Source organism: Pseudoclavibacter sp. RFBG4, from assembly GCF_002931515.1.
Lineage (GTDB): Bacteria > Actinomycetota > Actinomycetes > Actinomycetales > Microbacteriaceae > Pseudoclavibacter.
Map to the genome: position 1 here is coordinate 82,046 of NZ_PSYC01000035.1, position 20,507 is coordinate 102,552.

The following is a 20,507-nucleotide window of genomic DNA, read 5'->3' on the forward strand; positions in this document are numbered from 1 at the left end:
GGAACCCGAAGTACCGAGCGGGACTACCGGGGTCACCGGCTGGCCCGCTCGGGTGGTGTGGCGCTAGCGGGCGAGCTGGAAAGCTCCGCCGGCGGTGAGTGCGGCCTGAACTTCTTCGTCGCTGATCTCGCGGTCAGCGTAGACCGTCAGGGTGGAGGTGCCACCCTGAACGAGCTCAACATTCACCGAGGTGACGCCGTCGATTTCAGTGACCTGCGACGTAACGGTGGTGACGCATCCATTGCAGGTGAGTCCAGTGACGGGTGCTGCCCAAGTGTTCGTCATGTTTTCTCCTCGCATCATTCGGGAGCTTGGAGTGCGTCCCGCCGTTGAATCCAATCACGCCTCTGCCGTGCTTCGCCCGTGAACGACTAGGCGAACTCCCCGTTGAATGGAGTCCCTCCTCTGACTTCTGTGAGCGGCATGCCCGGGGCCACAGAAGTGAATTGCTCAAGAATCCCGGCGTCTCGGACGACGCTGCGCACGCACTTCAGGTGACCCTTGGCGGACAGCCTTGCGACTATCCCGATGACCGTCGCCGGACCCTACATCTCATCGCTGGCGGGCGTTGCTGGCTCTCGATTCCGAGCCCGCAACGCCCCCAGCTTCAGGCACGCGTCGGTTGACGCTGACTAGACGCCCATCTGCCCCAGCCACTCGGTGACCGACCGCGGGCTGATGCCGAGGCGGCGCTGCGCGCTCGTCGCCTCGCCGATGGCCTCATCTGGCTGAGTGGCGCGCCACTTGTAGGAGTCGACGACCGGCTCTGCTCCGGGTCCGATGAGCAGCACGAGGCTCTTACCGAACTGGTCCGGGTCACTGCTCTCGAAGCTCACCGGCTGACCGAGGTGTGCGGCGAAGCTCTGCGCGAGATCGTCGCCGAGCAGACCCGGGAGGGCACCGACGCCGACGATTCCGGTGACCGAGCTGTCCTGCAGAAGGCCAACGACGACATCGGCGACATCGAGGTGGGAGCTCCAGGACACCGCGTAATCCGTACGGATGGGGTAGCTGAGAACACCGCGTTCCTTCACGGGCCCGACTACGAAAGGAAGCAAGAGGTTCTCGAGGTAGAGGCGGGGCTGGACGACGGCGGTCGAGATGTTGGCCTCTTCAAGCCGGCGCACCAGCACAGCCAGCGGGCTTTCCGGGTCTTCGAGCGTGTATCCGCTCGTGGAGACCACGACTCGAGCCGGACGCGATACCTCAGCAGCGTCGGCGACGGCAGTTGCTGCCGCGAGTTGCTGGGCCGGAGAACCGATGGGGAGGTGAACGAACACGCCTTCCACTCCGCGGTAGGCATCGGTCAGGGAAGCGGTGTCGGTGAAGTCGACGGCAACCGCAGCTCCAGGCCCCTCGTAGGAGTTCGGTGCGCGGACAGCAGCGGTGACAACGAGGCCAGCGGCGGTGAGAGCTGCGACAACGGGGGCACCCTGGGCGCCCGTGGCGCCGTGAATCAAGTAGGTCATGCGTCCATTAGTGCATACGATGCACCAGTTACATCAAGTGCACTAATAGCGTAATCTGAAACTCATGCCCCGATGCGATGAATCTCCCGAATGCGGTGTCGCTAGGTTCCTTGTGCTGCTCGAGGGCCCGTGGGCCACGCTCATCGTGCGTGAGCTCCTCCAGGGCCCTCTCCGGTTCACCGAGATCAAGGATCGCCTCCCGGGGATGAGCGCACACACGCTCACGAACCGCCTGCGTCGATTCGAGGCCAACGGCCTGGTCACCCGCACGGCGTACCCAGAGATCCCGCCTCGCGTGGTCTACGAGCTCACCGATGTCGGCCTGCAGCTGAGGTCAGTTCTGGATGCGATGAACAGCTGGGCCCTTTCGGTGCCAGCAGTCTCCGACGTGGACGTCGCAGTCTCGCCAGCAGCATCCGAGACTCACGCCCCGAAACTGGCAGCGCAACGCTCAGCCTGAGCTCAACGGCCCACTCGCTGGTCGAATGCGCTTCGAGCCTGCAGGACCTGCTCGATGTGCTGTTCCGCCCAGGTTCCAAGCGCAATGAGGGGAGCCCGCAGTGTCTGCCCGAGCGGGGTGAGTTCGTACTCAACCCGCGGCGGCATCTCGGCGTACGCGGTGCGAACCACAACCCCGTCCCGCTCGAGATCGCGCAGTGTGGAGGTGAGCACCTTGCCGGTGATGCCGTCGACCCGCTGCCGAATCCCCCCGAAGCGCGCGGGACCGTCGCTGAGTGCGATGACGATCATGGCGGTCCATTTGTTCGCGATCTTCGCGAGGGACGTCCGCGAGGGACAGGTCTCGAGCATGACGTTCCAGGCAGGCTGCTCGGTTTCCATAAATCTCCTTTAGTTACGTTGAGGTAACAAGTTACCTTCTGAAACTATAGGGGCAATCAGGCACCAATCCGCCCCTTCAAGAAGGAGACACCATGACCACATCCACCCCCGCATCCGTTGCAGCAACCTACTTCAGCGCACTCGGCCAGGGAGACATCCCCACCGTCATGGCCCAGTTCAGCGAGACTGTGGTGTGGAACCAGCCTGGCGCCAACCAGTTCTCCGGCACCCACCACGGTCTCGACGGCGTCGGCGCCCTGCTCGGCGGCATGATGGAGGCGAGCCAGGGCACTTTCCAGCTTGCGGTCACCGGCCCCGCAATGGTCAACGGCGACCTTGTGGCCGTTCCCGTTCGCTTCACGGGCCAGCGAGCAGACGCCTCGATGGACATGGCTGGCATCGACCTCCTCACCATCAAGGACGGCAAGATCGTCGAAGCTCACCTGTTCTCGGAGAACAGCGAAGCGGAAGACGCCTTCTGGGGTCGCGCGTGATCTGACTCGCGACTCAATCGCGTGAAGCGGAAGCGGCTGCTGCCCTCGTGAATCCTGCGGGGGCACGCAGCTCCTCCTTAAGAGGAGCCAGGAAGGCGCGCAACAACGCAACCACCTCAGGGGGCGCCTTCCCTAGAGCTGCGACCCCGAACGGCGGCTCCAGACCGCACTCGGCCCCAAGCTCGAGGAAGTGGGCGTACTCATCACCGCGGAAGCGTACGACGAGCCGGATGGCGAGGTCCATGCCCGCAGTCACGCCAGCGGCCGTCAGCACGTTGCAGTCCTCGACGACCCGCTCGTTGACGTCTATCGCCAATAGCCGGGAAGAAAATGCCGCAGCGCCCAGCGGGAGGTTGCCTCGCAATCCTCGCGCGACGTGCTGCGGTCGGAGAGTCGACAGGCAAGCGGCTGCGACAGCAGTGCGAAGGAGTCGGCGCTCGTGACGAGAGCAAGCTGCGTCGGCGCGGCATCCAAGCCCAGGAATGCTTGAACTTTGACCGACGGGACCCGAACTGAGGGGTGAAAATCGCAATGAACACAACGAAGGTCGCGAAGGTGTAGGTCGCCGCGAAGAGCCTGGGCTCGCGGCTGGGCGTGTCGACCGCTCGGGGAAGAGCGGTGCTTTTCCGGTATGCCATCAGGACTCCTCTGTCTAAAGCAGACTGACCGCAACACAGAAGCCGACACTGGTATCCGTTCTAGATTGTGTTTGAAAGAAGGGTGAATCCAGTTTCAGATCTGAACCCTCGTTCGTGGTAGCTATCCGAAGGGGCAGGACCGCCGGAAGGCGCTCGTTTCGATAGCAATCGAACGCTTCAGTCAGCGGGGCCACCACGCGTCGTCGATCAAGGAGATCGCCGAGGCGTGCGGCATCTCGCGCGCTGGCCTACTGCACCGCTTCACTTCCGAGGAGGAGCTGCTCCTCGAGGTTCTCGAGTACCGTGCACAGCGAGACAGGCAGATCTTCATCCGGAGCGGCGCAGCCGAAGTAGGAGGCCTGGGTGCTCCGCGGCATCGTGAACCTCGCCGAGCACAACACGACCGTCCCCGGCCTGATGCGCCTGTCCATCCTCCGTGCCGCCGAGGCTGTCGATAGCGACCATCCCGCTCACGACTACTTCCGTGAAAACTACCGCCGCGTCCGAGGCGGGACCGTCGAAGCGTTCGAGCGGGGGGGGCGAGCTGCCCATCTGACCAGAGACAACCCCGACCCGAAGCGAGCAGCCGCTCACCCGATGGCCATCCAGGATGGACTTCAGATTGCCTGGCTCACGGAAAGCGCTGACGTCGACCTGGCGGGAACGCTGGATCAGAACATCCAGGAGAGCCTCATGGTGCCGCCCTTCTCTCCACAGGATCACCTCGCGCGATCCTGACAACCGTCGCAACCCTTGTCTTCCAGAGCCCAAGAGGCCCACACAGCTAGAACGCTCAGAAGTCAGGCAAACGGTTTGGTCGCAAAATGACCACGGCACGACGCACATCGCGGATCGGTTTTCGCTCGGTTTGGGGATTCCCATAGCTTGAGCTCTCAACTCATCTGAAGGAGAGCAAATGCCTCAGCGTCTTACACAGCTCGAGTCCCGAGAAGCCCGAAGCGGCGTCTCGCGTCGCACCATTGTTGCCGGCGCAGCCTGGACCGCCCCCGTAATTGCCGCGACCATCGCCGTCCCATCTGCAGCCGCGTCGGACAACTGCCCGACTGGCACATTCACGACCCAGTTCACGACCGGGCAGGGCGCGGGCAACCCCATCATCCTGCAGGCCACCAGTCCAGACACAGCTGAGATCTACACGGTTCGGATCACATCCGTACTTGATGCCGGGACCACGGCTACGCAGAATGGTTCGACCTTCAACATGTCGCAATCCGCGTCTGGTTGGAACGGAGGGTGGGCAGCCGACGGCAGCGAAGACTACATCTTCAATGACTTCGGACAAGCCGGTGCGCTTGTCCTCAACCAGCGAAAGACAGGGACGACTTCCCCTTCCGGAACCGGAGCCGATGGCCAGCAGCTGACGTTCGAGTTCTTCGACAGCACAGGCAGGACCGTGAGCCCCAGCAACGTGCAGTTCGACATCTTCGACATCAGTTCCGGCGCGAACTTGCCCGCGTGGAGACCTCACTACTGGGACGCGGTCGGGTTCAGCGTGCCTCCGACGTCGATCGTCTCGGCACCCGGGGGCGACACCGGCATGGGGTCTGGCACAATCGCCAATCCCTTCGGACGGTCTGTCGGCACTCTCAGCACAGGCAGCGGCCCCTGGAGAGACCAGTTCAGTTTCGCGTCGTTCCCGTCTGGCAGCACCATGCGATACACGCAGCTCGACGGCCGTCAAGGTTGGCACTTCGTCTCGATCAGCGGCCTCCGCTTCGACGCGCAGGTGTCCTGCTAGGACGGACCGCAGATGAGGCAGAACTGGGTGTTTTGCGTCAGATAGTCGAGGTATTGCGTCCACTGTTCGCTGCACTGATCCTCTGGACTTTCACGCTTGTATCGTCTGTGCGTAGCCGCGCCGCCTCCCCGATCGAGCGCGACATCAGTAAGGTCTTCATGTCGCACGAGCCCCGTACCCCATCACGACGCAATGTACTCACGACGGCAGCGTGGAGCGCACCCATCATCGCCGTAGCCGTAGCGTCCCCGTTGGCCGTCGCGTCGCCGGGAAGATGCGGAACCATGTCCTGGATCGGCACGAGCAGAGTTGGCGACGTCAGGACAGGAACCGTGGCGACATCGAGCAACAGCTCATCGTCGATCACCGTGACGCGGCAGACGCTCGCGGGCGAGCCTCGGAATCCGTCCGCCGTCGACGGGAACTTCAATCCCCTCACGGTGTCCACCACAGGAGCCGGCCCGGTGGGCGCCCTGCGTTTCTGGCAGCAATCCACCACGGCAGGTGTGCAGGCTCGGCAGCGCCTCACGATCACTTCCACGCGACCGCTCCGGCAAGTGAAGTTCCTGGTCTACGACTTCGGGCGCGCCAATACGACAACGGGATACTCGGATGCCCTCGGCGTCTCCGGATTCACGACGGGCAGCATGATCCGGCAGAACACGACCACCCCCGCGATCGCTGGTGCTGGCACAATCGTTTCCCCCTGGAATCGCAGCGGGGACTGGGTGGCAGAGCCTTCGAGCACTGTCGAGGTGACCCTGAGCAACGCAACGGCCGACGTCACCTCATTCACGCTCGAATATTCGAACGCGGCCACGACGCCTCCCGCCGGGGGCAGCGAGCAGTGGATCTCGATCTCTAACATGGAGTTCTGCTTCTAGGCGACCGCACGATCCCCCATTCCCCACGAAAATCGGTGAACAGTCTTCCCGCGCCTCATGACTGGGTGCTCGGCGAGAGGTGTCAACCATCGAAAAGGTCACAGTGACGACATCTGAGCAGTTCTACTACCGGAAGGATCTTGCCTGGCGGAATCTGCCCGGGTACGAAACTCAACGACTGCGCGCCAACGGCGGTATTCCTGCAGATGAAATCGAGGCCGCGGGCTTCAAGGTACTTGAGGGGGACAAGCCCACCCGCCTGAATCTCGCGATTCTTCGCTTCAGCGCGTTCGTGGTGGGAAGCGTCGACTCAGACTCTGGCACCTTCGTGTGGAGGAAAGCCTATGCCAGCACTCGCCGACGCTTCTTGGTGATTTTCGTGAACCGAGGAATGCTCTCTATCGGCACCTCGACAGCTGACCTCGCACCCGTGGAGGGTAACGTCGTTATCCTGTACCCGAACGCGAAGCCTGTCTACCTGAAACACACAGGCCGCGTAGAGAGCGTGGTCTTCGCGTTCGACGAGCGTGAACTTCTCCCATACGTCGCAAGGCAGGGCTCTCAGTTTGTTTTTCCGGGAGTGTCGGCGGTTCACGCCCCGGCTTTCGCCTTCTTGTCCTCGCTATCCGGAACCAAAAAGGACTCTCACCCCCTTGGCTCGAATGCGATCCGTGAGGTGCTTCGAGTGCTGGCTCGCGCAATTCTTGTCGAAGCCGACGTTGCACGCTCTGAGGAATGTTCAGTCAAGGTGAACGACGTTCGCGCGCTTGTCGAGTTGCGCTTCGCCGCCCCAGACTTCACTGTCCAATCTCTCGCCGCTGAACTCGGAATTACTCGGCGCGCACTCGAGCGTGTCCTTGCGCCCACACAGCTGACACCTTCTCGTCTCCTCCGCGAACGACGCGCAGCTCGCGCAAAACATCTGCTCGAGGCCAACGGCCGAGTGTCGCTGGGGAATGTTGCTGCTTCAAGCGGGTTCGCCTCTACCGAAGCGCTGAAACGAGCGTTGGTGCTTTTCTACGGCATGTCCGCCCGGGAGATCGTCGCCGAAAGCTTGACAAAACGCCACGAAATCCCGTCGCTTGATAAGTCTCCCTGACCTCTGAATCTCGTCGCCATCACACCGCATCAATGCCAAGTGAGGTTGCCCTCCGGTCGTGATCGTCGGCGTTGAGGTCAGCGCGAGCCCCTCTCACTGGACCCGCACGCTTCACTGAGCTGCGCGGGGCTCTTCCAGAACCGAGGCGAGGTAGCGCCCCGTCACACTTTCCGGGTTGCGTGAGATCTCTTCCGGAGCGCCCGTCGCGACGATACGACCACCCGCGGTCCCGCCACCCGGGCCCATATCGACGACGTAGTCAGCATTGGCGATCATGTCGAGGTCATGCTCGATGATGATGACCGTCGCACCGGTGTCCAGAAGCCGATCGATGACGCCCAACAGCACACGCGTATCCAGCGGATGCAAACCCACCGACGGCTCGTCGAGAATGAAGAGGGTGCCCGTGTGCTTGCGACCGAGTTCCGTTGCGAGCTTGAGCCGCTGCGCCTCCCCACCAGACAGCGCAGGAGTGTCCTCCCCCAGCGTCAGGTACCCGAGCCCAAGCGCGACGAGAGTCTGCAGCTTCTTCGCGATCCGGGGATGGTCCGCGAGCAGTCCGCCAGCATCGGCGACGCTGGCAGAAAGCAGCTCAGGCAGGCTCAGCTGCCCTGCATCCGTTCCCGTTCCCGTTGGGATCCGGATGGCATCCGCGGCCGGCCGGTAGCGGCTTCCGTGGCAGTCCGGGCACGGGATGTCGACATCCGGCAGGAACTGCACATCGAGCACGATCTGACCGGTGCCCTCGCAACGGGGACACTTCAACGAACCCGTGTTGTACGAGAAGTCGCCAGCCTTCAGGCCCTCTTCGCGTGCAGTGGGCGTCGCCGCGAAGAGGCGACGGAGATCGTCGAGCACCCCGCTGTAGGTTGCGACGGTCGATCGCACGTTGGTGCCGATCGGTGTCGCGTCGACGACGTTGGCGCTCGTCAAGCCAGCAGCGTCAAGGCTGCGGACATGCGGAGGGAGCCCCGTGCCCTCGTGGATGGCGGTGATAGCCGGAACGAGGCTTTCGAGAACCAAGGTGGTCTTGCCAGAGCCGGACATGCCGGTCACCGCCGTGAGTCGCCCCTTCGGGATGCTGACCTCGAGGGGGTGGACTGTGTGCACCGCGGAGGTCGCAAGCCGCACGGCCCCGTCTGCGAACAATTCTGCCGACTGATTCCGCGCCCTCGTGACGATCTCAGCCCGCCCGGACAGGAACTCGCCGATCAGTGAAGACGGATCGGCTGCGATCGTGGCGATCGTACCCTGGGCGAGCACCGTCCCCCCAGCGGCCCCCGAACGCGGCCCGATCTCGATCATCCAGTCAGCCTCACGAAGAACCTGCACGTCGTGATCGACGAGGACAACGGAGTTGCCGTCGCGGAGGAGATCCCGCATCACCCCGATCAGACCGTCGATGTTCGCGGGATGCAGACCGATGGACGGTTCGTCGAGGACATAAAGCACGCCGGTCGTCTCGTTGCGCACGGCGCGAGCGAGTTGCACCCGCTGACGCTCGCCCGTCGACAGCGTCGAGCTGGCCCGATCAAGCGTCAGGTACCCCAGCCCCAGCTGCACCAGCCGCTGTCCCATCTCCGCGAACTGCCCGGCTATCAGCGATGCCATGGGACGAAGCTCCGAGTCCACCGAGTTCGGGATCGTCGAAACCCAAGAGAGGACTTCCTCGAGGTTCTTCTGAGCCGCCTGGGCGAGGTTGATGCCGTCGACCTCGCTGCCCAGCGCCTTGTCCGAGAGGCGACTGCCGTGGCAGGCAGTGCATCCGTACGTCGTGATGAATCGGCTCACTCGGGTGAGCCCGGCCTCGCTGCTCGCGTTGTTGATCGCCTCCCGCACCGCCTGCCTCGCGCTGCGGTAGGTGAAGTTGAGGTCGAAGAGCTTCCCCGTCTTCGAGGGCACCCTGATCTCTCGCTTGACGGCCTCGCCGTCCACCACGATCTGTCGTTCCTGCTCCGTCAGCTCGCGGTAAGGCACGTCGATGCGCACGCCGAGCTCGGCGACGACCTGGGGCATCACGGCGAGCCCGAACATCCCCCACGGCGCGACTGCGCCACCCTCGATCGTCTTCGACGCGTCGGGGACGAGGGCCGCGTCATCGACGTCGCGCACAGTGCCGGTGCCGGTACATACCGGGCAGGCTCCATCGGAGTTGAATGCGAGGGACTCTGCACCCGGTGGATAGAAGATGGCCCCGCATTCGGGGCAAACCAGGTCTTTGTTCGCCGCCACGTCAATGGTGGGTGCGAGACGGTGCCCGTTCGGGCACACGTGCGAACCGAGGCGGGAGAACATCACGCGCAGCACGTTCAGGAGCTCCGTGGATGTGCCGAACGTCGATCGCACACCGGGCACGCTCGATCGCTGCCGCAGCGCCAACGCGGCCGGCACATGCTGCACGGAATCCACCGTGGCACGCGTCGCATGCGACATGCGCCGCCGCGTGTACGTCGAGAGCGCCTCGACGTACCGGCGTGACCCCTCGGCGTAGAGCACGCCGAGGGCGAGCGACGACTTCCCCGACCCGGAAACCCCCGCGATCGCGACGAGCTGCCCGAGCGGGACATCCACATCGACGTTCTTCAGGTTGTGGACCCGAGCTCCGCGCACCTTGATCGAAGCTGGCTGCCCGGTGGCCATCTGATTGCCCCTCACCGCTGTCGTTCAATTGATCGAATCCTCCAAACCTACGCCGAGTCGTCTGCTCGACCGCTGTCCGAATCCGAATCCGAATCCGAACAAGCTTGCGAGGCGCGATCTCATCGAAAGTTGGTTCTCACAGATCTCGTGCAGTGGGTGATCAGTCCGTGGCGTTCGAGGCTGCGGAACTTGCCCAAGTGCGCTTCGCGGGTGGACGTTTCGTCGTCCGGTTCGAGCGACCGAGTGTCCTTCGCCGCGAACAGCATCCATCGCCTCGACGAAAGTGGATGCTGAGTGCTGACCGCAAGCACGCAGCAACGTCGCAAGTGCTGAACGCGCAGGCAGGTGCACTCCGGCGCCTCACCGAGCATCGAATCGCCGCCGGTAGCTGGAGGGCGTGCTGCCGAACGCCGACACGAAGTTCTGCCGGAACGTGACCGGGCTCCCGAAGCCGGTAACGGCGGCGATCTGGTCGATGGGGAGGTCGCTAGTCTCGAGCAGTGTGCGCGCCTCATCGAGACGCCGGGACCTGACCCACGCCGCCGGCGTCGCCCCAGTCGAGTCTCGGAACGCGCGCACGAACGAACGCTGGCTCATGTGGGCCGCGTCAGCGAGGCGAGGCACGTCGAGCTCCTCGGCCAGGTGCTCGAGCGCGAATGAACAGGCGGCAGCTATCGCCCCGTCTGCGGACTTCACCGCAACCGGCCTCGCGATGTACTGCGCCTGCCCTCCCTCCCGGTGAGGCGCGACGACGAGATGCCGCGCAACCTGGTTCGCGACGGCGGAACCCAGCCTCGTTCGCACGATATGGAGGCACGCGTCGATGCCGGACGCGGTGCCCGCCGAGGTCATGACATCACCGTGGTCGAGGTAGAGCGCGGAAGGCTGGACCGAGATCTCCGGGTGCCGGGCCGCAAGCTCCTCCGTGCTCTTCCAGTGCGTCACCGCAGTGCGTCCCGCGAGGAAGCCGGCATCGGCGAGGGCGTTCGCCCCGAGACACAAACCGACGATAGGGACACCCGAAGCATGCCGATGACGGAGCACCTTCAGGAGGGTGCGACCAGGAGCTATCCCATCTTGCAGCCAGGATGGGATGACGATGAGGTCTGCGTCTTCTGCGCTTCGCAGCCCCTGCACGCCGCCCATCGTGTAGCCCTCCGCCGTGCGGATCGACCCCGACCGCTCGGAGAACAGCCAGGTCTCCCACTCTGCTGCCCCGCTGCGCGTGACTTCGTCGAACACGAGGTGAGGCACCGAGAGATGGAACAGGGACGCCCCGTTGAACGCGTAGACGGCAATCTTCATTCGCTCTCCGATCTGGCTTCAATCCATCGTAAACGTGCATTTACGCCAGTGGTGTCGCGCCACCAACGACACGAGGATGAATCCATGACAACCCCGCGCAGAGCCCTCATCCTCGTCGACGTGCAGCAGCAGTACTTCTCCGGTCCGCTCGAGATTCATTTCCCGCCCGTTGCAGAGTCTCTGACGAACATCACGGCCGCCATCGACGCCGCCACCGCATCCGGAATTCCGATCGTCGCCGTTCAGCACACTGCCGGCAACCAGGCACCGGTCTTCAACCCGACCACCCCTGAGTTCGCTCTGCACCCCAAAATCGCGGATCGCCAGCAGTCAGAGTGGAAGAGCGTCGTCAAGCAGTACAGCTCCGTCTTCGCCGGAACAGACCTCCTCCCCTGGCTGCAGGAGCAGCGCGTCGACACGGTGACGTTCGTCGGCTACATGACCAACAACTGCATCATCGCTTCGTCCGCCGCGGCAGAGGAGCTCAACATTGCGGCGGAAGTCCTCTCCGACGCGACGGGTGCGATCAACATCGCCAATAGCGCCGGGTTCGCGACCGCCGAGACGGTGCACACCACGCTCATGACGCTCCTGCAGTCGAACTTCGCCGCGGTGTCGACGACAGAGGGATGGACGCAGGCCCTGAAGGCAGGCGAGGCACTGCCGAAAGGCAATCTCCCGAGCTCGGCCATGTATGGCGCAGAGCTCGCGGCGCGCCAGTAGGGCCCTGCGGGTGATGGACGCATCGATGCCGTCCCGGCGGCGAGCGATTTTCCTCGATATCGATGGCACGCTGACCACCGATCTCGGAGACGTGCCCGACTCGGCGCACTCCGCGATCAAGCAGGCGCAGTCGAACGGCCACCTGGTCTTTCTCGCGACCGGGCGCAGCCCGTTGGAGATCGACGCCAGAGTGGATGCTGTCGGCTTCGATGGCATGGTCGCGGGTGCAGGCGCCTACGTCCGCTACAACGGGACTTGGATCGTCGACAGGCACCTCACGGAGGCTGAAGCCGTATCGGTCACGCGGACGCTTGACGAACTGGGAGTCGACTACAGCTTGCAGGGCCGGCACGCGATGCACACGACGGTTGGGCACCGGTTGCGGATGCGCCGCGTCCTCGCCCAGCTGGGGTTCACGGACATCGAGAGCACCGGCCTCAAGCACCACGTGATCGACTCGGGCCCGCTCCGGCTCGACCAGACCGCCAAGATCGTCTTCAGCAGCGACGACGAGACGACGTTCGTGCGAGTTGAAGAGCACCTCGGAAATGACTACGCAATCGTCGGCGGCACCATGCCCGGTCTTGGCGGGGGCGGTGGTGAGATCTCGATGCTCGGCGTCCACAAGGCCGCCGCCATCGAGGAGCTCCTTCCCGAGCTCGGGCTGACGCTTGAGGATGCGATTGCCGTCGGCGACAGCGGCAACGACCTCGAGATGCTCGTCGCCTGCGGCGTCGGGGTCGCGATGGGAAACGGGACACCCGCGGCGAAGGACGCCGCTGACATCGTCACGGCATCAGTCGACGAAGACGGTCTGAGGGCGGCGTTCGAGCAGCTCGGACTCATCTGAGCCGATCACATCGCTAGGCTCGCTGCCGATAGCGATCGACGGCGTCGTTGTTCCCGCATCGCGTTGAGCAGTACCGACGCGTCGCGTTCCTGCCGACATCGACGAACACCTGCCCACACCCACGCCGGGAGCAGACGCCAAGACGGGCGCCTCGCGACTCGGTCAGGAAGATCGCCAGGCCACCCGCGGTGACGGCCCGAACTCGCGCGAGGAGGCCATCGCCTTCGGGAGCGAAGTGCAGGTGCGGGTCGAGACCGTCGTGCGTGGTCAGGTAGACGCCTTTGCTCGCTCCGGTCGCGAGGAGTGCGTTGACCTCGTCGCAGCGTGCCCGCGCATCCACGCCCTCGAAGACCCCGCGGAGGCACACAGCCCAGTCGAGCAGGCCATCGACAAATAGCTGCAGCGCTTCCCGCCCGCGGATCTCGTGCCGTTCGAATGCCTCGCCGAGCCGCTGTAGCGGGTCGCTGCTCGATGCCGCGTTGACCACATCGGCCGCGAGGAACACACCTGTCATGTTGTCATGGTTGAACTGCATTGACCTATTGCACCACGGTTGAGGCGTGGAAATTGTCATGACTGCGATCGTCCCCGTGCTGCTGACATTGATCGGCGGAGCGGTTCTGCGGCGAAGCATGCTGAAGTCGGGCGAGTTCTGGAGCGGCCTCGAACGCCTCACCTACTACGTGCTCGGACCAGCGCTCTTCGTCACCTCGATCGGGAACGCCGACCTCGGCGCCATCGACGTCGGCCCGCTCCTGCTGACGACGACCGTCCCCATCATCGCCGCAACGGGCGTGCTCGTCGCGGCGCGACCCTTGCTCAGATCCTCCGGACCCGCCCTCGGATCGATAGTGCAGGGCGCCATCCGCATCAACACCTACATCGGCTTGGTCTTTATCAACGCACTGCACGGTGAGCTCGGAATCGCGACGTTCGCGATCGCCTGCGCAATCTCGGTACCCGTCGTCAACCTGCTCTGCGTCTCAACACTCACGATCTACGGCGCACACGATGAGGCCAGGCCAAGACCGAAACTCCTGCGAGAGATCGCGACGAATCCGCTCATCCTCAGCTGCCTCGTCGGCCTGACCCTGAGCATCACGAACCTCGAGTTGCCGACCGCGATCGCCAGCACCCTCGACCTGGCAGCATCGTCCGCCCTGCTCTGCGGCACCCTCATCGCCGGCGCCAGCATCAGCTTCACCTGGAGACGACGCGACCTGATCGAGGTGACCGTCCCGACGCTCATCAAGCTCGCTGTACTGCCGCTCGCCGCTGCCAGCCTGGCCATCACACTCGGTGCGGACCAGCTGACCCTGCACGCAATCGTCATCCTGACGGCCGTCCCGACCGCCCCGTCTGCCGCCATTCTCTCCGCGAAACTCGGCGGAGACACCCGACTCATGGCGACCATCATCGGCGTGCAGACGCTGCTGTCGACAGCGTCGATGCCACTCATGCTCGAGCTGATCTCGGAGCTTCGGTGAGAACAAGGGTCCAGACGGGCAGATCGTGGATCAGGCGCTGGTTGATCGAGCGATGCGGAATCCGAGATGACTGGTCGATGAGTCCTCTGTTTGTCGCGTCCGAGCAGCAGGCCGATAGCGGAGGCAGTACGCGGGCGAGCAGAGGTGCGACCCGCCCTTGGTCACACGCCCTCGAGTCGAGGCCGGCGCGAATTGCTGGGGACTGCACGCGCATGATGCGTCTGCTTCGCTACCACCTCCCGCATCGTGTCGCGGAGTCCACACGCTCGATGTCCATTCCCAAGTGTTCCCGGTCATGTCGAAGAGGCCGAACCCGTTCGGTGGATATTCGCCGACGGGAGCCGTGTACGGCCACTCCTCTGCTTCGTTCTCGAATGGGAAGCGCCCCTGCCAGGTCTTCGCGAAACGACCTCCGGGGGTGTTGGGCGCTTCACCCCAGGCGTAGGTTGCTTGCTCCAACCCACCGCGCGCCGCGTATTCCCACTCGGGCTCGGTCGGAAGGCGCGCACCGAGCCATCGGGCGTACTCCTCAGCATCCTCGTACGCGATGTGCACCACGGGATGCGCCCCGAGCGTTTCGATCGAAGATCCGAGGCCTCTAGGCAATGTCCAGCAGGCGCCTCGCTGGAACTTCCACCAAGCTCGCCAGTCACGGAGATCAACAGGACCATCGGTTGGTTGAAAGACCAGGGAGCCGGCTTCGAGCTCGTCGGGATTGAGGCTGGGGAAGTCGGCCGCGGGCAGCGGTCGCTCTGCAACAGTCACATACCCGGTGTCTTGGACGAATGCGGAGAACTGCGCGTTGGTGACTGCCGTGGCAGCAAGTTCAAACGACGCCACCGAGGTTCGCATGGTGGGTGATTCCTCGGGGTAGTGGCGTTGTGAGCCCATGAGGAAGTCACCGCTATCGAGGGTGATCATGTCCGGTTGAATCATTGGGAGCTCGATCCTAGGAGTGCGACGAACAGGATACCCAGAGTGGCGATGAGCACGGATGACACCGCCAGCAGCATGATCGGCAGAGCGCTCGTCGAGAGGGCGCCAGAGGATCCGACCAAGTCGCGGTGGTTCCGCCGGTAGCGGTGGCTCGCTCCGACCCATCCGCTAGCGACGAGGACAAGCCCGCCGGCACACGCCGCGATCGCGGCCGGACCCAGGACCGGAGTTGCAAGTCGGAGCGCCACGGCGAAAGCTACAGCCAGCGCGAGGCATGTTCGTTGCCAGGCGAGCAGCGTCCGCTCGGGCTGCAGTCCGACGTCGGAGACCTTCACACCAAGAGTCCGATAGTGACGAGGGCGACCGCCAGGACGACCCCGATTGAGAGGACTCCGCTCAGCGAAGGCCCTGGCAGCGGCTCGTGGCGGCGCATTGATCGTTCGGCGCGCATCCAGCCGATGAATGAGTTCACGGCGGCGAGCAATCCGAGTCCCAGGAAGAGGAGGGCCGCGATGAGGCGTACGACCGGCTCGATGGGCAGCGCTAGTGCTTCCAGTGCGACACCTGCCGCTACGAGGGCGAGCGACGTCCTGATCCAAGCGAGGAAGGTGCGTTCATTCGCGAGCGTGAAGCGAGGATCCGGCTCGTCGCCCTCCCGGTAGACCCAGTGTGGCCACCGCTGCCTCGTCATCGCGCGACGCTCCCCGCGTGGGTGCGGGACCGGGCCGCGAGGAGTGCTGCACCGGTGAGACCAGCGTCGTTACCCAGAACTGCCGGCACGATGGGTGTTCGCAGGTCAAGGAGCGGGAGGAAGCTGTCGGCGGCCGCTGAGATCGCACCGCCGACGACGAAGAGATCGGGAGTCGTCAAGGCCTCAAGATGAGTGAAGTAGACCTGGAGTCGGTCCGCCCACTGTTCCCACGTCAGCGTTTCCCACTCCTTGACTGCAACAGAAGCGCGCGTCTCCCAGTCGACGCCGTTGATTTCGAGATGGCCGAGTTCGCAGTTCGGGACAAGCACACCATCATGGACCATGGCGGTGCCGAGTCCGGTTCCGAGCGTCACGAGCATGACGAGTCCGCTGGAGGTACGCGCGGCCCCGAAGGCAGCCTCGGCAACCCCCGCGGCGTCCGCATCATTCAGCACGTGGACTGGCGTGCCGAGGGCCTGCTGAAACAGCATCCGAGCGTCGAGGCCGAGCCAGTCGGCGGAGATGTTCGATGCGGACAGGGCCCGTCCCCCTGCCACGATCGATGGAAGGCAGACCCCGACCGGGCGCGGGTAAGCGTCGCTGAAGCCAAGGCGCGCAACGAGGGCTCGGACCTCCGCCGCGATGGCTTCTGGTTCAGCGCCCGTCGGCGTCGGCACATGAAGCTGCTCGCCGAGACGCACGCCCGTGTCGACCTCCACGAGCCCAGCCTTGATGCCCGTGCCTCCGACGTCCACGCCAATCGCTTGTGCCTGCATGTCTCGCCCTTCCCTCATCGAAAACCTCCCGCAACGCCTTCGCGCCGGACAGACGCGAAAGCGTCCCCTGAGATGCGTGCTTACCGTCCGCCAACCGCGATGTCGACGCGGTGCTGGAGATCGTCGACGGCCAAGCCAACTTCCAGCGTGTACTCGCCGGGCTCCACGTGCCATCCGTCAGCCCAGTCTGCGAAAGCGCGTGAGGAGAACGGGATCTCGACGCGTACCTCTTGGCCGACATCGGCGCGGACGACCGACGAACCGACGAACCATCGCACCGGGCGATCGACCCGAGAATCCGGTCGAGACGCGTAGACCTGGATGACCTGCTTGCCGCGTCGATCTCCGGTGTTCCTCACGTCAGCGGTGATGCGTCCCGCACCGCTCGAATCGGTCTGGTGCAGTGTGACGTTCTCGACTTCCCAGCTCGTGTAGCCGAGGCCGAAGCCGAACGGAAAAGCCGGTTCCTTACCCGCCTTGAGCCATGCACGGTAGCCGATGTGGATGCCTTCGTCATAGCACAGAACCCCATCGACCGGAGTGACGTCGATCACGGGCACATCAGTTTCGAGTGCTGGCCACGTGGTGGGGAGCCGACCACCCGGTTCTCGGATACCCGTGAGCACGTCGCCGACCGCGTTGCCGTATTCCTGGCCACCGAAATAGGTCACCAGGAGCGCTTCGGTCTCTTCGCGCCAAGGCATGAGCACAGGTGAGCCGCTGTTGACGAGGACGATGGTTCGTGGATTGGCCGCAATGACCGCCGCGACGAGATCGTCTTGCCTGCCCGGCAGCGAGAGCGACGTCCTGTCGTATCCCTCGGACTCGACCTTCGCGTTCGTCCCAACAACCACGATCGCGACATCGGCGTCAGCCGCGGCGCGGGCTGCCTGAGCCAAGAGCTCCTTGGGGTCAGCTTCGCTCGCCTCGAGACCCACCGTCAGACCGAGAGCCCCCAGTTCGGCCCCCTCGGTCTGGGCGGGACGGAACTCGATGCGAATCTCGGCAGGCTTTCCTTGTGTGAGCTGCACTGGGATGCTCGCGGGAGGAGGCGAGAGCAGGGCAGCGCCGAGATCAGTGCCCACGGCCTCGGCCGTGAGCTCGCCGAGCAGCTCACCATCGACGTAGATGCGGCCGGTCCCGACTCCCGCGAAGCCGAGGCGAGCCCGTTCTGTTCGCTGAGGTGTGTAGAACGTCGTGAGTTCGAACGTGGACAACTCTCGAATCGGTGCGGTCCCGCCGAAGTACACGAGCTCGGTTGTGAAGCGGTCCTCCTCGTAGATGCTGTCGCCGAGGTGATCGAGGAACCGAATGTGTGCGCCGGCGTCCCCCGTCGACGGATTCTTCGTGCAGTCGGGGTGGAATGCGGCTACGCCATCCTGCACAACCGCGCCGAGCGAATACTCGACGGACGCATTTGGGAAGGCCGCGCGGATGCCTTCGAGAGGCGAGACAATCCGTTCGGGAACCACCGTGGCGCTTCCCCCGCCCTGGGTCCTCGCCTGGTCCGCGTTGTGACCGATCACCGCGATACGGCCGACAGTTGACGGGTCGAGTGGCAGGATGCCCGTGTTGCGGAGCAGCACAGTGCCCTCAGCAGCGGCCTCACGTGCGAAGCTCAGCCCATCCTCCGTGCTGCTCCGGGGCATCGAGGGCTCGAACCCATCGAGCGCGCCAACGTGTGCGGCGAGCCTGAGGATTCGCTCCACCTTGCGGTCGATCGCAGTCATGGCGACATCCCCCCGACGGACAGCCTCGACAAGCGCTCTTCCCCAGGGCCCGTCAGGTCCTGGCATGACGAGGTCCTGGCTGTGCATCGCACTCGCGATACTGCGCACGGCGGTCCAATCGCTGACGACGACGCCGTCGAAGCCCCATTCGCTGTTGAGCGGGTCTTCCAGTAGTTCGTTCTCGGTAGCTGTGGTGCCGTTGATCGAGTTGTAGGCGCTCATGACGGTCCAAACTCGTGCATCCACGACCGCCTTCTCGAAGGCGAGAAGGTAGAGCTCACGAAGGGCGCGGTCGCTCACTTGCACGTCCGCCGTGAATCGGTCGGTCTCAAAGTCGTTGGCGACGTAGTGCTTGACGCATGCACCGACGCCGTTGTCTTGCACGCCCCGAACGTACGACGCTGCAAGCTCGCCCGTCAGCACGGGATCCTCGCTGAACGCCTCGAAATGGCGACCGCCGAGTGGCGACCGGTGGAGGTTGATCGTCGGTCCGAGAACGACATCGACGCCCTTGCGTCGTGCCTCAGCTGCCGACGCTACCCCGTAGCGGTAGGCGATGGCCGGGTCCCAGGAAGACGACAATGCGGTAGCGGACGGCAGATTGAGGGAGGGCGAGCGTTCGTCCCAAGTCTCACCACGAACGCCGCTCGGGCCGTCGGAGAGGAGCATGCTTCGCAGACCGATCTTCTCGATTGGAAGGGTTGACCAGAAGTCACGGCCGGTGAGGAGTTCGACCTTCTCTTCGAGCTCAAGGCGCTCGATGAGGTCCCGGATGCGGTCATCCGATGGTCCTTCGGTGCGGGTGTTCACGATGTGTTCCTCTTCAGTCGAGTGGGGAGGCAGAGTCGAGTTCAGGTCACGCACGCAGCAGCCCCTGTTCCCTGGCCGCCCGCGCGACGTCGCGCGGATAGGTTCGGTAGAGCACCGTCAGAAGTAGGGCGTTGAGGAGCATCGAACCCACAAGCACGTAAAGGAAGACCTGCTGGAGCCCGAGGGTGTCTGCCAGCTGTCCCGCACCGAGCGAGAAGATCGCCCAAGCGACGGTCTCGAATCCGGTGAGCCAGATGGCGAACGCCTGCCCTCGAAGTGCTGCCGGGACAACGGAAGAGACGATCGGGCGGTTGACAGGTGGGTTCATGCCCTGACCAAGGCCCATGAGTGCCCAGAAGACGCCGTACGCGAGGATTCCCTCGAACACGATCTGCGTGCCGAAGTAGGCGGCCACGGCGAACACCAGCTGTGCGAGTTGCATGAAGAAGACTCGACCGCGAAGCTCCATGATGCGATCAAGCGTCGGGAGCGTGAACCCGCCACCGACAGTTCCGATGATGTAGCCGATCCCGAAGGGGATGAGGACGATGGCGGCCGTCGCGTTGTCGAAGCCTCGCTCGGTCACGAGGAACTGGATACCGAAGATCGTGATGAGCAGGTGGCCCGAGAGCAGGCGGGAGATCATCATGACTGAGAACGTAGGGATGGTGAAGAGCGAGAGCACTCGCCTGAAGCTGGTCTTCTGCAGGACAACGGCGCTGGTTGCTGGGGCGGCGATGCCGTCAGAGGCGCCGACGCCTGGATCTCGGAACAGGACCCACACCATCAGTCCGGCGACGAGACAGAGACCACCGAGAGCCCACATGCCGAAACGCCAGCCGTCGGTGATGCCGGTGAACAGTGCGATGAGCGGACCGACGAACGATGCGATGGCGTTCACTCCCCCGTAGAAGAGCCCAGCTGCCTTACCTCGCTCCCGGTCGGAGAACGAGTCGGCGATGACGGCGTTGGCGATGGGCGATCCACCGATGAGGCATGCGGCCATGAGGGTGGCGAGAACGGCCAGCTGGACGAAGTCCTGAGAGAAGCCGGTTGCGATACCGAAGGCACCACCGAGCACGGTGGTCAGCACGAGTGCGGCTCGCCGGCCGATCTTCGTCGCCAGCCAGACCCAGAAGGGACCCGCGGGCACGGCGATGATCTTCCCGAGCGCTGCGATGACGCCGAGGCCGCTGTTGTCGAGGCGCAGCGCTGCCGCGATGGAGGGGAAGAGCGTGTTGATCATTCCCGCTTCTGTGTTGTCGACAACGGTGACGCCCGTGAGCGTGGCGAGGTTCCGCCACCGGTGTGGGACTTTCTGCGCCGCTTCAGGCGGCGAGGTGCTCAGAGAGCTCTGTTGCGTCATTGCAATTTTC

The 20,507-nt window shown here is 64.2% G+C and carries 23 protein-coding genes; 9 read left to right on the forward strand and 14 right to left on the reverse strand.

Annotation, left to right across the window (positions count from 1 at the left end):
• Nucleotides 1-63: 63 nt before the first annotated feature.
• Nucleotides 64-285 (reverse strand): heavy-metal-associated domain-containing protein, encoded by a 222-nt coding sequence (locus tag C5E10_RS13620; protein WP_104332099.1) that lies wholly within the window; start codon nucleotides 283-285, stop codon nucleotides 64-66.
• A gap of 347 nt (nucleotides 286-632) precedes the next feature.
• Nucleotides 633-1,469 (reverse strand): SDR family oxidoreductase, encoded by an 837-nt coding sequence (locus C5E10_RS13625; RefSeq protein WP_104332100.1) that lies wholly within the window; start codon nucleotides 1,467-1,469, stop codon nucleotides 633-635.
• A gap of 64 nt (nucleotides 1,470-1,533) precedes the next feature.
• Between C5E10_RS13625 and C5E10_RS13630 the strand changes: the two genes are divergently transcribed.
• Nucleotides 1,534-1,929, forward strand: a complete 396-nt coding sequence (locus tag C5E10_RS13630; RefSeq protein ID WP_104332101.1) for a helix-turn-helix domain-containing protein — start codon at nucleotides 1,534-1,536, stop codon at nucleotides 1,927-1,929.
• Nucleotides 1,930-1,931: 2 nt separating this feature from the next.
• Here the strand turns inward: C5E10_RS13630 and C5E10_RS13635 are convergent, their stop codons facing one another.
• Nucleotides 1,932-2,309 (reverse strand): helix-turn-helix domain-containing protein, encoded by a 378-nt coding sequence (locus C5E10_RS13635; protein ID WP_104332102.1) that lies wholly within the window; start codon nucleotides 2,307-2,309, stop codon nucleotides 1,932-1,934.
• Nucleotides 2,310-2,401: 92 nt separating this feature from the next.
• On the opposite strand from C5E10_RS13635, the gene C5E10_RS13640 reads away from it, so the two are divergent.
• Nucleotides 2,402-2,803, forward strand: a complete 402-nt coding sequence (locus C5E10_RS13640) for a nuclear transport factor 2 family protein (RefSeq protein ID WP_104332103.1) — start codon at nucleotides 2,402-2,404, stop codon at nucleotides 2,801-2,803.
• Nucleotides 2,804-2,816: 13 nt separating this feature from the next.
• Here the strand turns inward: C5E10_RS13640 and C5E10_RS13645 are convergent, their stop codons facing one another.
• Both C5E10_RS13645 and C5E10_RS19445 read right to left on the reverse strand, forming a co-directional pair.
• On the reverse strand, nucleotides 2,817-3,119 hold the full coding sequence (locus tag C5E10_RS13645) for a hypothetical protein (protein WP_146080284.1): 303 nt from the start codon (nucleotides 3,117-3,119) through the stop codon (nucleotides 2,817-2,819).
• 570 nt (nucleotides 3,120-3,689) lie between these two features.
• The gene (locus C5E10_RS19445; protein WP_258071131.1) at nucleotides 3,690-3,818 is read right to left on the reverse strand and encodes a hypothetical protein; all 129 of its coding nucleotides are present in this window, start codon (nucleotides 3,816-3,818) and stop codon (nucleotides 3,690-3,692) included.
• Between C5E10_RS19445 and C5E10_RS13655 the strand changes: the two genes are divergently transcribed.
• From C5E10_RS13655 to C5E10_RS13675, 4 genes are all read left to right on the forward strand, one after another.
• Nucleotides 3,805-4,179, forward strand: coding sequence for a hypothetical protein (locus C5E10_RS13655; RefSeq protein ID WP_146080285.1), 375 nt, complete (start codon nucleotides 3,805-3,807; stop codon nucleotides 4,177-4,179). The two genes, C5E10_RS19445 and C5E10_RS13655, sit on opposite strands and share 14 nt — an antisense overlap.
• A 178-nt stretch (nucleotides 4,180-4,357) precedes the next feature.
• A complete protein-coding gene (locus tag C5E10_RS13660; RefSeq protein WP_104332106.1) occupies nucleotides 4,358-5,200 on the forward strand; it encodes a hypothetical protein in 843 nt (280 codons plus the stop codon).
• 332 nt (nucleotides 5,201-5,532) lie between these two features.
• Nucleotides 5,533-6,084 (forward strand): hypothetical protein, encoded by a 552-nt coding sequence (locus C5E10_RS13670; RefSeq protein WP_146080286.1) that lies wholly within the window; start codon nucleotides 5,533-5,535, stop codon nucleotides 6,082-6,084.
• Between the two features lie 79 nt (nucleotides 6,085-6,163).
• On the forward strand, nucleotides 6,164-7,183 hold the full coding sequence (locus C5E10_RS13675) for a helix-turn-helix domain-containing protein (protein ID WP_146080287.1): 1,020 nt from the start codon (nucleotides 6,164-6,166) through the stop codon (nucleotides 7,181-7,183).
• 111 nt (nucleotides 7,184-7,294) lie between these two features.
• Here the strand turns inward: C5E10_RS13675 and C5E10_RS13680 are convergent, their stop codons facing one another.
• Nucleotides 7,295-9,823 carry an excinuclease ABC subunit A gene (locus C5E10_RS13680; protein WP_104332110.1) on the reverse strand — a complete coding sequence of 843 codons (2,529 nt, stop codon included), beginning with the start codon at nucleotides 9,821-9,823 and terminating at the stop codon, nucleotides 7,295-7,297.
• A gap of 360 nt (nucleotides 9,824-10,183) precedes the next feature.
• The gene (locus C5E10_RS13685) at nucleotides 10,184-11,128 is read right to left on the reverse strand and encodes a GlxA family transcriptional regulator (protein WP_104332111.1); all 945 of its coding nucleotides are present in this window, start codon (nucleotides 11,126-11,128) and stop codon (nucleotides 10,184-10,186) included.
• An 84-nt stretch (nucleotides 11,129-11,212) separates the two neighbouring features.
• On the opposite strand from C5E10_RS13685, the gene C5E10_RS13690 reads away from it, so the two are divergent.
• Nucleotides 11,213-11,851 carry an isochorismatase family protein gene (locus tag C5E10_RS13690; protein WP_104332112.1) on the forward strand — a complete coding sequence of 213 codons (639 nt, stop codon included), beginning with the start codon at nucleotides 11,213-11,215 and terminating at the stop codon, nucleotides 11,849-11,851.
• 13 nt (nucleotides 11,852-11,864) lie between these two features.
• Nucleotides 11,865-12,701 carry an HAD family hydrolase gene (locus tag C5E10_RS13695; RefSeq protein WP_258071141.1) on the forward strand — a complete coding sequence of 279 codons (837 nt, stop codon included), beginning with the start codon at nucleotides 11,865-11,867 and terminating at the stop codon, nucleotides 12,699-12,701.
• Between the two features lie 13 nt (nucleotides 12,702-12,714).
• Here the strand turns inward: C5E10_RS13695 and C5E10_RS13700 are convergent, their stop codons facing one another.
• Nucleotides 12,715-13,215: a CGNR zinc finger domain-containing protein gene (locus C5E10_RS13700; protein ID WP_258071132.1), complete on the reverse strand. Its 501-nt coding sequence runs from the start codon at nucleotides 13,213-13,215 to the stop codon at nucleotides 12,715-12,717.
• Nucleotides 13,216-13,273: 58 nt separating this feature from the next.
• Here C5E10_RS13700 and C5E10_RS13705 point away from each other — a divergent pair, with 58 nt between their 5' ends.
• Nucleotides 13,274-14,188, forward strand: coding sequence for an AEC family transporter (locus tag C5E10_RS13705; protein WP_104300724.1), 915 nt, complete (start codon nucleotides 13,274-13,276; stop codon nucleotides 14,186-14,188).
• Nucleotides 14,189-14,218: 30 nt separating this feature from the next.
• On the opposite strand, the gene C5E10_RS13710 is transcribed toward C5E10_RS13705, so the two are convergent.
• The 6 genes from C5E10_RS13710 to C5E10_RS13735 all read right to left on the reverse strand — a co-directional run bounded on the left by C5E10_RS13710 (nucleotide 14,219) and on the right by C5E10_RS13735 (nucleotide 20,497).
• The gene (locus tag C5E10_RS13710; protein ID WP_104332138.1) at nucleotides 14,219-15,109 is read right to left on the reverse strand and encodes a formylglycine-generating enzyme family protein; all 891 of its coding nucleotides are present in this window, start codon (nucleotides 15,107-15,109) and stop codon (nucleotides 14,219-14,221) included.
• Between the two features lie 11 nt (nucleotides 15,110-15,120).
• A complete protein-coding gene (locus tag C5E10_RS19570) occupies nucleotides 15,121-15,459 on the reverse strand; it encodes a DUF202 domain-containing protein (RefSeq protein WP_181062777.1) in 339 nt (112 codons plus the stop codon).
• On the reverse strand, nucleotides 15,456-15,815 hold the full coding sequence (locus C5E10_RS13720) for a YidH family protein (protein WP_104332115.1): 360 nt from the start codon (nucleotides 15,813-15,815) through the stop codon (nucleotides 15,456-15,458). The genes C5E10_RS19570 and C5E10_RS13720 overlap by 4 nt, the downstream gene beginning before the upstream one ends.
• On the reverse strand, nucleotides 15,812-16,591 hold the full coding sequence (gene ppgK / locus C5E10_RS13725) for a polyphosphate--glucose phosphotransferase (RefSeq protein WP_104332116.1): 780 nt from the start codon (nucleotides 16,589-16,591) through the stop codon (nucleotides 15,812-15,814). The genes C5E10_RS13720 and ppgK overlap by 4 nt, the downstream gene beginning before the upstream one ends.
• A gap of 80 nt (nucleotides 16,592-16,671) precedes the next feature.
• Nucleotides 16,672-19,134 (reverse strand): glycoside hydrolase family 3 protein, encoded by a 2,463-nt coding sequence (locus C5E10_RS13730; RefSeq protein WP_104332140.1) that lies wholly within the window; start codon nucleotides 19,132-19,134, stop codon nucleotides 16,672-16,674.
• Between the two features lie 43 nt (nucleotides 19,135-19,177).
• On the reverse strand, nucleotides 19,178-20,497 hold the full coding sequence (locus C5E10_RS13735) for an MFS transporter (RefSeq protein WP_104332117.1): 1,320 nt from the start codon (nucleotides 20,495-20,497) through the stop codon (nucleotides 19,178-19,180).
• Between the last annotated feature and the right edge of the window lie 10 nt (nucleotides 20,498-20,507).

Coding starts and splice junctions, on each gene's coding strand:
- C5E10_RS13620 (WP_104332099.1), bottom strand. CDS start 285: ATGACGAACACTTGGGCAGCACCCGTCACTGGACTCACCTGCAATGGA.
- C5E10_RS13625 (WP_104332100.1), bottom strand. CDS start 1,469: ATGACCTACTTGATTCACGGCGCCACGGGCGCCCAGGGTGCCCCCGTT.
- C5E10_RS13630 (WP_104332101.1), top strand. CDS start 1,534: ATGCCCCGATGCGATGAATCTCCCGAATGCGGTGTCGCTAGGTTCCTT.
- C5E10_RS13635 (WP_104332102.1), bottom strand. CDS start 2,309: ATGGAAACCGAGCAGCCTGCCTGGAACGTCATGCTCGAGACCTGTCCC.
- C5E10_RS13640 (WP_104332103.1), top strand. CDS start 2,402: ATGACCACATCCACCCCCGCATCCGTTGCAGCAACCTACTTCAGCGCA.
- C5E10_RS19445 (WP_258071131.1), bottom strand. CDS start 3,818: ATGCCGCGGAGCACCCAGGCCTCCTACTTCGGCTGCGCCGCTCCGGAT.
- C5E10_RS13660 (WP_104332106.1), top strand. CDS start 4,358: ATGCCTCAGCGTCTTACACAGCTCGAGTCCCGAGAAGCCCGAAGCGGC.
- C5E10_RS13680 (WP_104332110.1), bottom strand. CDS start 9,823: ATGGCCACCGGGCAGCCAGCTTCGATCAAGGTGCGCGGAGCTCGGGTC.
- C5E10_RS13685 (WP_104332111.1), bottom strand. CDS start 11,128: ATGAAGATTGCCGTCTACGCGTTCAACGGGGCGTCCCTGTTCCATCTC.
- C5E10_RS13690 (WP_104332112.1), top strand. CDS start 11,213: ATGACAACCCCGCGCAGAGCCCTCATCCTCGTCGACGTGCAGCAGCAG.
- C5E10_RS13695 (WP_258071141.1), top strand. CDS start 11,865: ATGGACGCATCGATGCCGTCCCGGCGGCGAGCGATTTTCCTCGATATC.
- C5E10_RS13700 (WP_258071132.1), bottom strand. CDS start 13,215: ATGACAGGTGTGTTCCTCGCGGCCGATGTGGTCAACGCGGCATCGAGC.
- C5E10_RS13705 (WP_104300724.1), top strand. CDS start 13,274: ATGACTGCGATCGTCCCCGTGCTGCTGACATTGATCGGCGGAGCGGTT.
- C5E10_RS13710 (WP_104332138.1), bottom strand. CDS start 15,109: ATGATCACCCTCGATAGCGGTGACTTCCTCATGGGCTCACAACGCCAC.
- C5E10_RS13720 (WP_104332115.1), bottom strand. CDS start 15,815: ATGACGAGGCAGCGGTGGCCACACTGGGTCTACCGGGAGGGCGACGAG.
- ppgK (WP_104332116.1), bottom strand. CDS start 16,591: ATGCAGGCACAAGCGATTGGCGTGGACGTCGGAGGCACGGGCATCAAG.
- C5E10_RS13735 (WP_104332117.1), bottom strand. CDS start 20,497: ATGACGCAACAGAGCTCTCTGAGCACCTCGCCGCCTGAAGCGGCGCAG.